This window comes from Nocardiopsis halophila DSM 44494, assembly GCF_000341245.1.
In the GTDB taxonomy this organism is placed as follows: Bacteria; Actinomycetota; Actinomycetes; order Streptosporangiales; family Streptosporangiaceae; genus Nocardiopsis_A; species Nocardiopsis_A halophila.
Map to the genome: position 1 here is coordinate 1 of NZ_ANAD01000202.1, position 13,299 is coordinate 13,299.

The 13,299-nt window shown below is 74.3% G+C and carries 10 protein-coding genes, 1 tRNA gene and 2 pseudogenes; 9 read left to right on the forward strand and 4 right to left on the reverse strand.

Translation table 11 applies throughout. The features are described 5' to 3' along the window. Both D450_RS0123105 and D450_RS31060 read left to right on the forward strand, forming a co-directional pair. A pseudogene (locus D450_RS0123105) lies at positions 1-493 on the forward strand (UDP-N-acetylglucosamine 1-carboxyvinyltransferase); the annotation flags it as partial. 275 nt (positions 494-768) lie between these two features. Beyond that, a pseudogene (locus tag D450_RS31060) lies at positions 769-2,117 on the forward strand (transcriptional regulator). 54 nt (positions 2,118-2,171) lie between these two features. Here the strand turns inward: D450_RS31060 and hisC are convergent. Continuing rightward, positions 2,172-3,260 carry a histidinol-phosphate transaminase gene (gene hisC / locus D450_RS0123115; protein WP_017541006.1) on the reverse strand — a complete coding sequence of 363 codons (1,089 nt, stop codon included), beginning with the start codon at positions 3,258-3,260 and terminating at the stop codon, positions 2,172-2,174. Between the two features lie 110 nt (positions 3,261-3,370). On the opposite strand from hisC, the gene D450_RS0123120 reads away from it, so the two are divergent. Both D450_RS0123120 and D450_RS0123125 read left to right on the forward strand, forming a co-directional pair. Next, positions 3,371-4,084 (forward strand): hypothetical protein, encoded by a 714-nt coding sequence (locus tag D450_RS0123120; RefSeq protein WP_017541007.1) that lies wholly within the window; start codon positions 3,371-3,373, stop codon positions 4,082-4,084. A 52-nt stretch (positions 4,085-4,136) separates the two neighbouring features. After that, positions 4,137-4,343, forward strand: a complete 207-nt coding sequence (locus D450_RS0123125; protein WP_017541008.1) for a hypothetical protein — start codon at positions 4,137-4,139, stop codon at positions 4,341-4,343. A 59-nt stretch (positions 4,344-4,402) separates the two neighbouring features. Here the strand turns inward: D450_RS0123125 and D450_RS0123130 are convergent, their stop codons facing one another. Both D450_RS0123130 and D450_RS0123135 read right to left on the reverse strand, forming a co-directional pair. Then, positions 4,403-5,437: a MauE/DoxX family redox-associated membrane protein gene (locus D450_RS0123130; protein WP_017541009.1), complete on the reverse strand. Its 1,035-nt coding sequence runs from the start codon at positions 5,435-5,437 to the stop codon at positions 4,403-4,405. Continuing rightward, on the reverse strand, positions 5,434-6,387 hold the full coding sequence (locus D450_RS0123135) for a hypothetical protein (RefSeq protein ID WP_017541010.1): 954 nt from the start codon (positions 6,385-6,387) through the stop codon (positions 5,434-5,436). Before D450_RS0123135 ends, D450_RS0123130 begins: the two co-directional genes overlap by 4 nt. A 275-nt stretch (positions 6,388-6,662) precedes the next feature. Here D450_RS0123135 and D450_RS0123140 point away from each other — a divergent pair, with 275 nt between their 5' ends. Both D450_RS0123140 and D450_RS0123145 read left to right on the forward strand, forming a co-directional pair. Beyond that, positions 6,663-7,181 (forward strand): SigE family RNA polymerase sigma factor, encoded by a 519-nt coding sequence (locus tag D450_RS0123140; protein ID WP_017541011.1) that lies wholly within the window; start codon positions 6,663-6,665, stop codon positions 7,179-7,181. Between the two features lie 125 nt (positions 7,182-7,306). Next, positions 7,307-7,393 (forward strand) — tRNA-Ser (locus tag D450_RS0123145). Positions 7,394-7,511: 118 nt separating this feature from the next. On the opposite strand, the gene D450_RS0123150 is transcribed toward D450_RS0123145, so the two are convergent. Beyond that, entirely contained in the window at positions 7,512-8,456 is a 945-nt protein-coding gene (locus D450_RS0123150) for a saccharopine dehydrogenase family protein (RefSeq protein ID WP_017541012.1), read from the reverse strand. 119 nt (positions 8,457-8,575) lie between these two features. Between D450_RS0123150 and D450_RS0123155 the strand changes: the two genes are divergently transcribed. The 3 genes from D450_RS0123155 (at position 8,576) to D450_RS0123165 (ending at position 11,152) form a co-directional block, all read left to right on the forward strand. Next, complete coding sequence (locus D450_RS0123155) at positions 8,576-9,232, forward strand: TetR/AcrR family transcriptional regulator (protein WP_017541013.1); 657 nt, start codon at positions 8,576-8,578, stop codon at positions 9,230-9,232. A gap of 92 nt (positions 9,233-9,324) precedes the next feature. Further along, a complete protein-coding gene (locus tag D450_RS0123160; RefSeq protein ID WP_017541014.1) occupies positions 9,325-9,618 on the forward strand; it encodes a hypothetical protein in 294 nt (97 codons plus the stop codon). Beyond that, positions 9,608-11,152: a sensor histidine kinase gene (locus D450_RS0123165; protein WP_017541015.1), complete on the forward strand. Its 1,545-nt coding sequence runs from the start codon at positions 9,608-9,610 to the stop codon at positions 11,150-11,152. The genes D450_RS0123160 and D450_RS0123165 overlap by 11 nt, the downstream gene beginning before the upstream one ends. Positions 11,153-13,299 lie beyond the last annotated feature (2,147 nt).

Consider the following 13,299-nt stretch of genomic DNA (forward strand, 5'->3'; position numbering starts at 1 on the left):
CGCCAACCTGGAGCACCTGGGNAAGCTGGACCAGATGGGCGTGGAGTTCGCCCAGCAGGGCGCGGTGCTGCACGTGCGCCGCGACCCCTCGGTGCCGCTGCGCCCGATCAACGCCGTCACCTCGCCCTACCCGGGCTTCGCCACCGACCTGCAGTCCCCGCTGATGGCGCTGGCCACCCTCGCCGAGGGCGAGAGCTACCTGCACGAGAACATCTACGACGGCCGCTTCGCGCTGGCCGACGAGCTGAACAGGATGGGCGCCAAGATCGAGGTCGAGGGCACCCGCGCGATCGTGCACGGCCCCACCGAGCTGCGCGGCACCGAGGTGGTCGCGCACGACCTGCGCACCGGCGCCTCGCTGGTGGTGGCCGGCCTGGTCGCCGATGGCGACACCCTGGTGGCGCCGGGCTACCTGGTGGACCGGGGACACGCCCAGTTCGCGTCGCGGCTGGCCGCTTTGGGCGCCGACGTCGTCCGCGAGAACGCGGGCTGACGCCGCATCACCGCAGTTCAGGCCGGGGTGGGGGACGCGCGGCAGCGGCGCTCCCGCCTCGGCTTTCGGTCTTCTGCGTGAAACGATCATCATTGGCCCCGCACAATGGGTACGATCGCGGCAATCATGCCGTGACAGAAACAGGTTCGGGAACCAGTGGGCGCACATAGTGAAGAACGTGGAATGGTAGCGGGGAGCAGCCCGAGGTGAGTGCGCAGCGTACTGGCGATTTGACTATTGGTGTCATCGGCCCGCATGAGGTCGTCGAGCGCGTCATGCTGATGGGCCCGGGGTCGACGGGACCCCTCAACGCCAGACTCATCGCCGCCGCCTATCGAGACGAGCAAGAGGCCACCGACAAGGTCCTGCGCCTTGGGTCGGCGATCGACGCGTATCTGTTCGCCAGTCCCGTCCCCTACGAGTTCGCGCGCAAGGCGGGGGTGCTGACGATGCCCGCCACCTACGTGCCGCTCGGCGGGGCGAGCCTGCACGAGGCCCTGCTGCGGGCCACCCTGGACGAGAGATACGACCCCACCAGGGCGAGCCTGGACGTGCTCAGCCGGGCCGACGTCGTCGAGGCCTACTCCGAGGTGGACCTGCCCGTCGACGGCATCCACGTCCACGAGGAGCTCACCAGCACCGCCCAGCTGACCTCCTTCCACGAGGGGCTGTGGCGGGGCCAGGGCNNNCCCTGCCCGTCGACGGCATCCACGTCCACGAGGAGCTCACCAGCACCGCCCAGCTGACCTCCTTCCACGAGGGGCTGTGGCGGCGCAAGGCCACCCGCATGGCCATCACCTGCGTACGGGGGGTGGCCGAGCGCCTGGAGGCCATCGGCGTGCCCGTGATGCGCCTGCGCCCGACCAACGCGGGGGTGCGCAGCGCCCTGCAGACCGCCGGTCTGCTCGGCGCCCACCACCGGCTGGAGGAGGCGCAGCTGGGGGTGGTGATCGTGGACGTGCCCACGCTGCGCGACTCCACCCGCCGCTCCACGCCCCGCTACTGGCGCGACGAGCTCCGCCTGGCCCTGCACCGGCTGCTGCTGCAGGAGGCCCACCGGATCAACGCCACCGCCCACCCGGTGGACGACCACACCTTCATGGTCACCGCCACCCGCGGCTCGCTGGTCTCGGCCACCGAGGGGTTCCGCCAGCCGCCCTTCGTGGAGCGGATCAAGGCCGAGCTGGGCATCGCCATCGAGGTCGGCATCGGCATGGGGCGCACCACCCAGGACGCCGAGACGCACGCGCGCGCGGCGCTGAGCCGGGCGCAGGCGACACGGCAGAGCTTCGCGGTGGACCGGGAGGGCCGCTCACTGGTCCCCGCACAGCGGGCGCCCCAGCGGCAGCAGACGCCCGAGCCGCTGCGCACCAAGGGGCGCGAGACCCTGATGCGGCTGTCGGAGCGGATCGCCGAGGAGGACGGCCCGCTGGTGGTCGACGCCGAGAACGCCGGCCGGATGCTGGGGGTCACCCCGCGCACCGCCCGGCGGCTGCTGCGCACCCTGGTCGAGGAGGGGCTGGCCTGGCCCCTGCCGCCGAACCGGACGCTGCAGCCCGGCCGCCCGCGCCAGCTGTACCGGCTCATCATCGAAAAGCTCGACAAGGACAAGGCCGGCAAGTAGACGGACCGGCGCGAAGGGCCCCGCGGTGCGGGGCCCTTCGCCGTTCGCGGGGCATCAGCCGGTGTTGCGGCGCCCGAAGGCGTGCGCGGCGGCCAGGAAGGCGTCGTTCTCCTCGGAGGCGCCGATGCTGATCCGCGCGCCCTCGCCGGTGAAGGGGCGGACCGCGACCCCCTCGGCGGCGCACGCCTCGGCGAAGGCGTCGGTGTCGGAGCCCAGGCGCAGCCACACGAAGTTGGCCTCCGTCGGCGGGACCCGCCAGCCGTCGGCGAGCAGCGCGTCCCGGACCCGGGTGCGCTCCTTGACGGTGCGCTCCACCCGCTCGGCCAGCTCGTCCTCGGCGGCCAGCGACGCGGTGGCGGCGGCCTGGGCCAGGTGGTTCACGGCGAAGGGAACCAGCGTCTTGCGCACGGCGGAGGCCACGTGCGGGTGGCCGATCAGGAAGCCCACGCGCAGCGCGGCCAGGCCGTAGGCCTTGGAGAAGGTGCGCAGCACCGCCACGTTGGGGCGGTCCCGGTACAGCTCCAGGCCGTCGGGGACGCGGGGGTCGCGCACGTACTCGCGGTAGGCCTCGTCCAGGACCACCAGCACGTGCTCGGGCACGCGGTCGAGGAAGGAGGCCAGCTCCTCCTCGTGCACCACGGTGCCGGTGGGGTTGTTCGGGTTGCACACCAGCACCATGCGGGTGCGGTCGGTGATCGCCCCGAGCATGGCCTCCAGGTCGTGCGCCTCGCCGTCGAGCGGCACGGTCACCGCCTCGGCCCCGGACAGCGCGGTCAGCAGCGGGTAGGCCTCGAACGAGCGCCAGGCGTACAACACCTCGGCGCCCGGCTCGGCGACCGCCTGCAGCAGCTGCTGGAGCACCCCCACCGAGCCCGCGCCGGTGGCCACGTGGTCGGCGGGCACCCCGAAGCGCCGGGCCAGGGCCTCGGTGAGCCCGGTGACGCCGGCGTCCGGGTAGCGGTTGGCCTGCGCGGCGGCCGCGGTGATCGCGGAGACGACCGAGGGCAGCGGATCGTAGGGGTTCTCATTGGACGAGAGCTTGAAGGAGCGCCCGTCGGGCCCCTCCGCCCTGCGCCCGGGGCGGTAGCCGGGGATCCCGTCGAGGACAGCCCGGAAATATGGCGAATTCCGCTCCGACACCATTGTCCTTCCTCGATACTCTGTGCAAGGTCCACGCTACCCAGCGCGAGAATCGGCCGCCGGGAGGGGCGTGGACCTCAGCGGCAATATCGCACAGAACAGGAAAAGGCACCATGGAGCACCCCCGAGCAGCGCGCACGGCGGCGGCCGCGGTCCCCGCCGCGGCGGTCCTGGTCACGGCGCTCGCCGCCTGCGGGGGCGGCGGACCGGGCACGGCCCAGGACGGCCCCGGCTCCGAGGCCGCCGAGAAGCTGGGCCAGGCGCAGCTGGTCCAGTACGAGGACGCCAAGGTGGTCCCCGAGGCCGGGGAGAGCGGCATCTACGGCGAACTGGCCGGGGTGGAGCGCACCGAGAAGCTGCGCTCCTCCACCGAGCTGGACAAGCCCGAGTGCGCGGACGCCGCCAACTCCTGGGGCAGCCTGCCGGAGGTCCAGGAGGCCCCGGCGTCGGTCGCGGTCTTCGCGCGCGGGGACGACACGGTCTCGCACACGATCCTGGCGGTGCCCGAGAGCGTCGCCGAGAAGGCCCTGGAGACCGTGGCCCCGGAGCAGGACTGCACCGCCTACGAGGCGACCCTGGAAGACGGTTCGACGTCCTCCTACACCATGTCGGAGCTGGACATCGGGAAGGTGGGGGACGCCTCGCGGGCGTTCGCGGTCAAGACCGAGACCGGGGGCGAGACGGTGTGGATGCACAGCGTCGTCTACCGGCACGGCGACCACTTGGCGGCGGCCACCGTGCTGGGGCCGGACAGCAAGGGGGACCACGAGGAACTGCTGTCGGGGTTCGCCGCGTCGTCGGTGGAACGAGAGGAGAAGGTCCTGTAAGATCCCCATGGATCGAACAGGTGTTCGAGAACGGGTAAGGGGGCGGGGAACGATGTCGAGGGCAGCGCACGACCTGGAACGTCGAACGCACCGGCGCACGGCCGGTGCCCCCGCCCCTCCCCGCCCCTCCCCGCACCGCCCCGGTCCCCCTTCCGGCGACCGCCACCTGCTGCGCCGCGTCGACTGGGGCGCCCGGTCCGCGGCCGACTTCTACCGCTCACTCGAAGAGGCCCTGGACACCCCGGCCCCGTTCCCGTGAAGAACCGCGTTGATCTCGGGGAAGTCGGCCTTGTACCNACACGGTGTCCGCCCGGCGGTTCAGGTCGGGCGGACCGGGCCCGCCCCGGATTCGGCGTTCGCCCCGGAAGGCCGGCCGTCGGCCCCCTCCTCGCCGGCACGGCCGTCCGGATCCTTCTTCCCGGCTCCGCCGTGCCGGGCCCGGGGCACCCGAGGCCCGTCGACCACCCGGGCGCCGGTGGGCACCACGGTTCCCGTCGCCTGCGGCGCCCCGCCCTGGGTGCGCGGCAGCGGAGCGCCGCCCTCCGCCGCCACCTCGCCGAGTACGGCCAGCGTCACGCCGGTCTCGGCGTCGCTCACCGCCGCCCGGACCCGGGGGCGGCGCCCGCGCACCTCCACCGCGAACACCGCGTCCACCGGGCGGCCGTTGCGGTGCCCGGAGAAGCGCAGCAGCCGCCAGCAGCCGTGCCGCCACACGTCGACCGGCCCGCGCCCCTCCACCACCACCTGGTTGGCCCGCCAGACGTCGCTCGTATGCAGCCGGGCCAGGGTGCGGCGCACCGGGACCGGGCGCAGCGCGCAGGGCTCGCGGCCCAGGACGCGCAGCGCCGCCTCCCGCAGCTCCGGGGACAGCGCCACGAGCACCCCCAGCTCGACCGCGCCCAGCGCCGCCTGCGTGCCCGTCAGCCCCAGCAGCACCTGGAGCCCGCCGCCGCCCGCCACCGCCGCACCGGAGGCCGCCGCGGCCAGCACGGCCGCCCGGGCGATGGTCCGCCACCCCACCGGCTCGGTGCTCAGACCGCCGAAGCAGCCGCAGCCCATCTGCGGGTCGCGCCGGCGCACCACCGCCAGCAGCACCGCCGCGCCCCCGAAGAGCACGGCGGCCGCCCAGCCCGCGGCGGTTCCCGCCGTCCCGGCGGTCAGCAGCAGCACCGCCCCCAGTACCGCCTCCAGCAGCGCGGTGGCGGCGGACGCGGGGCGCTGCAGAGCGCCGGGCAGCAGTCGGACCGGCCCGCCGGCGCCCGATCGGTCGGCGGCCTTGGCCGCGGCGCCCAGGAGCAGCAGCAGGGCGACGACCGGCGGCTGGATCCGGATCAGCTCTTCGACCAGGGTCATCCCGCCTCCATCGTCGCGGCGAAGCAGCCGGCCTCCGGTCGCCCGCCGAGGGCGACGAAGGCCGGCAGGGTCAGTTCGGCCAGGCGGCCGCTCGCGTCACCGGTGCCGTCCCGGCAGCGGTCGCAGAACCGGCTCGCCGCGGAGGCGCAGTTCAGCACCGGGAACACCCCGGCCACGCCGGTGTCGTCGTTGCGCACCCCCACCGTCGCCCCCAGGGACAGCAGCGGGAGCGGCAGGCAGGGGTCGGACCGGTCGCAGTCCGGACCGCAGTCGGATCCCGGGTCCAGGGCGGGATAGGCGGCCCCGGGCGCGTGTGCGCGCGGGTCGGTGTGCGCCGCGCGGCCGTAGGCCGGGTCGTACCAGGAGACGATGCCCGACAGCGCGCGCGGTACGCGGCGCACCGGCGGGCGCCGGGGAGCGCGGGAGACCGGATGGGGCGGCTGGGTGGTGGCGGGGACGGTGGTCTGCACGGTCCCGCCCTCGCGCACGCCCACGGCGTCGAACAGGTATCCCGGCTCGAGGACCGGGTGGCGCACCGACATGCGCCCTGAGGAGCGGTAGGGGATCACCGCGGTGGCCGGAGGGCGGCCGTGGCCGGGGTCGACCACCACCGTGTCCCCGTCGGCGGACACGATGGTCCCGGTGATGCGGCCGAGCTGCGCCCACAGGCGGTCGACCACCCAGCGGCCGCCCCCGCCGCAGCGGACCAGCACGTCGTCGCCCACGCGGATCTCCTGGGGGCCGACGTCGCGGCCGCGCCAGAAAGCGGTCGTGCGCTCGAACAGGAAGCGCTCTTCCCCTTTGGGCGTGGCGACGGTGAGCATGTGCGCGGTGACGTGCAGGGCGACGCCCCGCACCACCTGGGGCGACGGATCGCTCGGCGGCGGCGCCGCCTCGTCCCCCAGCAGCGCGGCGGTGAACTTCCGCCGCTCCTGGACATCTACTGACATCGCCCCTCCTCGCCCCGAGTGCCCGCGGCGCCCGTTTCCATTCTCACCGCCGGACCCGCGACGACGTGTCCGACACGCGCGGCCCATGAGCGCTCACTCACCGCTCCCGTCACCCGAACCCCAGCGTGGCAGGCGATCCCGCACCACGAAGGCGATCCGGTTTGCCAGATCATGGCGCCCGGGTTTGCTGCGGATTGCCCCGACCGTGGAAAAGTGGTGATCAAGGCGGAGATGTGACACAACGCACGCAAGCGGACGAATGGGCCGGTGATCCTATGGCCGAGACGGCGCGGCGAACGAGGTACGAGGAGTTCACCGCCTACGTCACCGACCGGGGGCCGGCGCTGCTGCGGATGGCCCGCTCGCTCACACCGGGGCACGCGGACGCCGAGGACCTGCTGCAGGCCGCCCTGCTGAAGACGTTCTTCGCCTGGGACCGGATCTCCAGCCCGAAGGCCCGCGACGGGTACGTGCGGCGGGCGATGGTGAACACGCAGATCTCGGAGTGGCGGCGGAACCGGCTGGAGGTGTACCCCACCGACGAGATCCCCGAGCAGCGGGTGGACGACCCGACCGACCACTCTGACCTGGCGGCGACGGTGAGCAGGGCGATCGACCGGCTCCCCGAGCGCCAGCGGCAGGTCGTGCGGCTGCGCTACTACGAGGACCTCACCGAGGCGCAGATCGCCGAACGGCTGGGGGTGACGATCGGCACGGTGAAGAGCACGGTCTCCCGCGCCGTGCGCAAACTGCGCGAGGACGCCGACCTGACGATCGCCCGAGCCACAACGTGATCCCGGCCCCAGAAGCAGGGCTCCCCGAGAGGCGCCCCGGGAGACCTGAGGCTCGGGTCTGTGACCACCCCGGACCGATTCGTTTTGCACGTGCGTCATGGGAGTCTGTAGTCTTGATCCGCCGAGGAGGATTCGCCTAGAGGCCTAGGGCGCCGCACTGCTAATGCGGTTGGGGAGCAATCCCCTCATGGGTTCAAATCCCATATCCTCCGCAGGTCAGAAGGGGCCCCGCACACAGTGCGGGGCCCCTTCTTCGTGTCGGGCCTCAGTCGGGGTCGCAGTTCGGGTTGCCGTTCACACCCCCTCTCCCCTGCCCTGAGGCGGTTCCGGTCACGGGACGGCACGCACCACGTCGATCCCCGGTAGGGCGGCGGCGTCGGCCAGGGTGAGGACGTGGTGCAGGTGGTGCACCCCCGGTTCCAGGTCTACGGCGGCCTCGGCGGCGAGCGCGGCGACCGACGCCGTCCCGCGCGACTGGCCCCGGCCTAAGGCGTGAACGGAGCCGTGCTCCGCCTGGGCCGACAGGATCCACGCATCGGAGCCCGGGAGGTGCAGCCCCGCCGGGATCCGGGGACGCAGCCCGGCGGGGAGCCGGGTGAGGGCGGCGAGCGCGGCGGTCGCCGCCCGCGAGTCGAGCCCGAACCGGGTGCGCACCGGCACCCCGAGGTCGCGGCCGAGGGCGTGCTGGTCGGAGAAGTCCGCCCGGTAGAGGCGGCGGCGCCCCACCCCGGGGAGCCGGAAGGTCTTCGGCCCGGTGAAGTTGCGGACCGGGGCTCCTGAGACCGGGTCGGGGAAGTCCGCGCCGATCAGACCGAACGACCACTCCTGGGCCGCCTTCCCGTGCTCCTCTCCGGCGCCGAGCAGCACGGCGAGGTCGATGGGCGTCGGCCCCGGGGCCGACGCCGCGAGGTCGGCGGCGAGCAGGTTGGTGAGCCCCGGGGCCAGGCCGACGCTGAGCAGGACCGGTGCCGCCGGACCGAGCCGCTCGGCCTCGGCGATGTAGGACGAGGTGGCGGTGGCGTCGACGAACGCCGCCCCCTGCCCGGTCGCCGCGGTGATCAACGCGGGGTCCTCCGCGCCCGCGGCGTTCACGACCACGTCGGCCCCGGCGAGAGCCTCGCGGTAGCCGCCCAGGCCGCTCTCGCGCAGATCGACGCGCACGTCGGCGCGGGCGGCGTCGCGCCCGGCGGCGAGCGCCGTATGGCCGCGCTCGCGAAGGACCCGGATCGCCGGGGCGCCCACCGCGCCGTACCCGCCGAGGACCAGGGCCTTCATCCTCTGCCCCGGTCGGTGTCGGCGGGAACCGCCACGGCGCGCGGGGGCATGGACGCCACCCGAAGAGTTTTTGTAGTCATACTCCAAAAATGTAGGTGGAGTGGAGCTATAGTCAAGTCATGAGTCCGAGTCCGCCACAATGCACCGGGGACGGGCGCACGGCCCGCTCCCGGGCCACGCGCGCCCGGGTCGCCAGGGCCGCCGCCGACCTGTTCATCGAGTCCGGTTACACGTCGACGAGCGTCCAGGCCATCGCCGACCGCGCAGGGGTGGCCGCACAGACCGTCTACTACACGTTCACGACCAAGTCGGCGGTACTCACCGCCGCCCTCGACTTCGCGGTCGCCGGCGACGATGAACCGGTGCCCACACTCGACCGGCCGTGGGTGCGCGACGCGCTGGCCGCCGACCCGCTCGACCAGCTCGGCCGACAGGCCGACGGGGCCGCCGACGTCCTCGCCCGGGCCGCCCCCCTGCTGGAGGCGGTCCGCAGTGCGGCCTCCTCCGACCCGGACCTGCGCGCGGTATGGCGCACCAACACCGAGCAGCGGCTCACGGTGCAGCGGGTCTTCGCCGACGCCCTGGCCGACAAGGGCGCCCTCCGCCCGGACCTCACCCCGGCGAGGGCGGCCGACACGGCACTGGCCCTGCTCAGCCCCGAGGTGTACACCCTGCTGACCCGCGACCGCGGATGGACGCCGCGGCAGTGGCGCGACTGGGCCGCCGACGCGCTCCGCCGCGAGCTCACCGACCTTCCCGCGCCCGGCGGGCGGTAGTGCGGGCGACGCGGTGGGGGAACACTCCCGATGAAGAGTCCCTCATCTGCGTTTCATTCCGTCGGCGTCCGCGGCGGAGATGATCGGGGGCCATGAGACCCCTGTACCGCAACCTGCTCATCGGGGTGCTGGCGGTGATCGTCCTCGGCACCGCCGCGGTGGCGTGGGCGACCGGGCGCGGGGAGCCCGAGCGGAGTCCGGCGCGTGACGTCACCGTCGGCGAGTCCTACGACCCGTCGGACCATCCCCCGCCCTCCCCATCGCCCAGCGCCGGTGCCACCGACGACGGTGATGATGACGACGGCGACGACGAGATCCTCGACCCGCCGCCGGCCGTCACCGACGACGATGACGATGACGACGACTGGGACGACGATGACGACTGACGGTGCCCTCCCCTCGGACGCCGCGGGCGAGAGCGGCGGCACAGACGGGGAGCCGGGGCCCGCGCGGGAACCGGACGGACGGCTCCGCGGCCGCGTGCCCGCCCGGGCGCAGATCACCGCCTGGGTGGTCCTGCTCATGACCGCCACCCTGGCCATGGTCAACATCGTCACCTGGCAGGCCCTGCGCACCGAGGTCGACGAGCGCATCGACCGGGCCCTGGAACAGGAGACCAGCGAGTTCCTCGAGGTCGCCCGGGACGGCGCCGACCCCGCGACCGGGCGGCGCTTCTCCGACGTCGACGCGCTGTTCCGCTCGCACGTGGGCGGCCAGCACCCGGACGCCCACGAGATCATCTTCGGCCACGTCGACGAGTCCCCCGAGGCGACCGTCCCCACCGGCAGGGTCCGCCAGGGGCAGGAGCCGCTCTACGACGCCTCCGCCGAGGGGCCGGTGCGCCGGGCCATCCTCGACAGCCCCGACGGACGGGGCGTCGTCGACACCCCGAAGGGACCGCTGCGCTGGGAGAAGGTCCGGGTGAACCCGCTGGACGGGGCCACCCCGGCCAACCCCGGCGGCTGGTTCGTCATCGGCTACTTCGTCGACGCCGACATGGCCGGCATCGACCGCACCGCCCGCACCCTGGTCCTGGTCAGCCTCACCGGCCTGGTGCTGGCCGGCGCCGCCGCGTGGTGGGTGGCGGGACAGATCCTGGCCCCGATCCGGCTGGTGCGCCAGACGGCCGCGCAGATCACCGAGGAGGACCTGACCCGGCGCATCGACGTTCCGGGCAAGGACGACGTGGCCGCGCTGGCCGAGCAGTTCAACGGCATGCTCGACCGGCTGGAGGAGGCCTTCTCCATACAGCGCCGCTTCGTCGACGACGCGGGGCACGAGCTGCGCACCCCCATCACGATCGTCCGGGGCCACCTGGAGGTGATGGGCGACGACCCGGAGGAGCGGCGCGAGGTGGTGCGGCTGGTCACCGACGAGCTGGACAGGATGGCGCGGATCGTGGAGGACCTGCTGTTGCTGGCCAAGGCGCAGCGGCCGGACTTCCTGCGCCCCGTCGGGGTCCCCGTCGAGGAGCTGACCAGCGACATCGACGCCAAGGTGCGCACTCTGGGCGACCGCTCCTGGCGTCTGGAAGAGATCGGCGAGGGTCCGGTGCGCCTGGATCCGCAGCGGGTCACCCAGGCGATGGTGCAGCTCGCGTCCAACGCGGTCCGGCACACCGCGCCCGGCGACGAGATCCGCATCGGTTCGGCGGTGGCCGCCGACGGGCGGACGGTGGCCTTCTGGGTGGGCGACACCGGGCCGGGCGTCCCCGAAGAGGAGCAGGAGCGCATCTTCCAGCGGTTCGCCCGGGGCGCGGGGACGACCGGGGGCCGCGGCGGCGCCGGGCTGGGGCTGGCCATCGTCCGCGCGATCACCGACGCCCACCACGGGACGGTCGAGGTGGACTCCTCCCCCGGCCAGGGCGCCCGGTTCACCCTGACGTTCCCGACCGGCATCCGGACCGCGCGGACCTCCTGAGTCCGTCGCGGGTCTTGTAGGGGCCCGCCGTGGAGGGGGCGTGCGGGGCACGGTCACGGTTCGGTGGCCGTCCGAGAGGCGGCGGGTGGCGCCGGCCGGAGCTGTCTGCGGGCCGCCGCCTTCCACGGCCTTCGAAGGTCACCTCTCGGATCCGACCGCAGTGCGGAGGCCGTGACCGGAGCCTCGGTCGTGCCTCTGCTCCTGGCGGACGTGCGGCCCCGGTTCCGAGAGCGGAGGGCGGCTCTCCGGCGCCCTGGGAATAGGCAGCGGTGAGAAAGGTGCGACGAGCTGGGCCGTTCCCCGAGCCTGTCCGTCGACCGCAGGGATCTCGCAATCGGGGTGGGTGAAGCAGCGACGAGGACGGGACGGTGGCCCGCGCGGTAGCGCTGTCGAGCGCCGGGCGTGCGGATGGTCGCCGAAGACGGCGGCGACGGACCGGCAGGGATCCCGCTCACCCCCTTCGGCCGGGCGGCGGGTCTGCGGAATGCCAGGCCGCAGGGCGGCGACGACGAAGGGCGGCGGTCCATAGGCTTGCGCTGTCGGCCGCACGGCGTGCGAGCGGCCGCCGGAGCAGGCGGCGACGAGGGCGGGGGCGGTCCTGCGGGGCCCGTTCGGGGGGCCGAATGGCGTCCGTTGGAGTGGTCGGAGTGGTGGGTCGTGTCCGCTGGAGTGGTGGAACCTTCGGCCGCGTCCTTGTGAGCGGTGCGCCCCCTGCGGCGCGATCGGCGGCCCCGCCCCGGGTGCGCACCCCCTCTTCCCCGAGATCAACGGGGGTGTCGATACGGGCGGCCGGGGCCCGGAGAGTTCCACCACGCCAGCGGACACGACCTCTCTCCGCGGGGCAAGGGCGATGAAGTTTTCCTCATGGCGTGCTCAGAAGGGACTCATGCCGGCACCGGAGGATTCCCCTTGGTTCCCCGAGGACCACCACTGCACCGACCATGCCTCCTCCGACGATCGGGAGACACAGTCCTCATGCCCGCTTCCTCCCTTACCGGCCTCACCGAGCTCTCCCCGCACCGGCGCGCATCGCTCAAGGTCTCCTACACCGCACGGGCCCTCGACCCCGACCGTCCCACGCACGTGCTCAGCGGCCCGGGCGTGCGCCCCCACCCCGGCGACCTCGTCGTCGCGCGGGTCACCGAGATCGGCCGGCACACCCGGCTGGAGTCGGCGCAGGGACGGCGCCGCCACCTGTTCCCCGGCGACGAGGTGCTGGTCGCCTACGGCGCGCGCTATGCCCCCGACCAGTTCGAGGCCGAGGCGCCCGAGGACCTGGGGCCGTGCGACCTCGTCGCGGCCGGCGGCATCGCGGGCAGGGTCGCGAGCGCGCACGAGAGCATGGCCGAGCCCACCCGGCTCCTCCCCGTCGGGCTGGCCTCCGGGGCCGACGGCCGCCGCCTCTCGATGGCCGGCCTCGCCGCCCCCGAGCCGCCCGCCCCGCTGCGCGCCGTGCCCACCCTCGCGGTCGCCGGGACCTCGATGAACGCAGGCAAGACCACCACCGTCGCGTCCCTGGTCCGCGGCCTTGCCGCGGCCGGATACCGGGTCGGCGCGGCCAAGGCCACCGGCACGGGCGCCGGCGGCGACCGGTGGATGTTCCACGACGCCGGCGCCGACGCCGTCCTCGACTTCACCGACGACGGCCTGGCCACCACCTACCGGGTCCCCGCCGACCGCGTCGCGCGCGGCGCCGTGGCGCTGCACGACCGGCTCACCGCCGCCGGGGCGCAGGCCGTGGTGCTGGAGGTCGCCGACGGCCTGATGCAGCCCGAGACGGCCGCGCTGCTGCGCGACGACGCCCTGCGGTCGCGGGTGGACGGCTGGGTGTTCGCCGCGGGGGACGCCGCGGGTGCCGTGTACGGGTGCGGGCGGATGCGCTCCTGCGGCCTGCCGGTGGTGGCGGGCGGCGGGCNCCGGTTCACCGCCTCCCCGCTGGCCGCCCGGGAGGCCGGGGCCCTGCTGGACGTGCCGGTACTCGGGCGCGAGGAACTCGCCGACGCGTCGGTCGCCGCCGGCCTCACGGCGCGGCGCCCCTTGGTCGGCACCGTCCGGGAGCGCACCGCGTGAGCACCGCGACCCCCGCGCCGCTGGACGAGCGCCCCGAAGAGCCGCCCCGTGTGCTGGCGGGCCGCCGCCGGGGGCGC

What these genes read in the sequence shown, in the direction of transcription:
- hisC (WP_017541006.1), bottom strand. Translation starts at nt 3,260, where the DNA reads ATGGTGTCGGAGCGGAATTCGCCATATTTCCGGGCTGTCCTCGACGGG.
- D450_RS0123120 (WP_017541007.1), top strand. Translation starts at nt 3,371, where the DNA reads ATGGAGCACCCCCGAGCAGCGCGCACGGCGGCGGCCGCGGTCCCCGCC.
- D450_RS0123125 (WP_017541008.1), top strand. Translation starts at nt 4,137, where the DNA reads ATGTCGAGGGCAGCGCACGACCTGGAACGTCGAACGCACCGGCGCACG.
- D450_RS0123130 (WP_017541009.1), bottom strand. Translation starts at nt 5,437, where the DNA reads ATGACCCTGGTCGAAGAGCTGATCCGGATCCAGCCGCCGGTCGTCGCC.
- D450_RS0123135 (WP_017541010.1), bottom strand. Translation starts at nt 6,387, where the DNA reads ATGTCAGTAGATGTCCAGGAGCGGCGGAAGTTCACCGCCGCGCTGCTG.
- D450_RS0123140 (WP_017541011.1), top strand. Translation starts at nt 6,663, where the DNA reads ATGGCCGAGACGGCGCGGCGAACGAGGTACGAGGAGTTCACCGCCTAC.
- D450_RS0123150 (WP_017541012.1), bottom strand. Translation starts at nt 8,456, where the DNA reads ATGAAGGCCCTGGTCCTCGGCGGGTACGGCGCGGTGGGCGCCCCGGCG.
- D450_RS0123155 (WP_017541013.1), top strand. Translation starts at nt 8,576, where the DNA reads ATGAGTCCGAGTCCGCCACAATGCACCGGGGACGGGCGCACGGCCCGC.
- D450_RS0123160 (WP_017541014.1), top strand. Translation starts at nt 9,325, where the DNA reads ATGAGACCCCTGTACCGCAACCTGCTCATCGGGGTGCTGGCGGTGATC.
- D450_RS0123165 (WP_017541015.1), top strand. Translation starts at nt 9,608, where the DNA reads ATGACGACTGACGGTGCCCTCCCCTCGGACGCCGCGGGCGAGAGCGGC.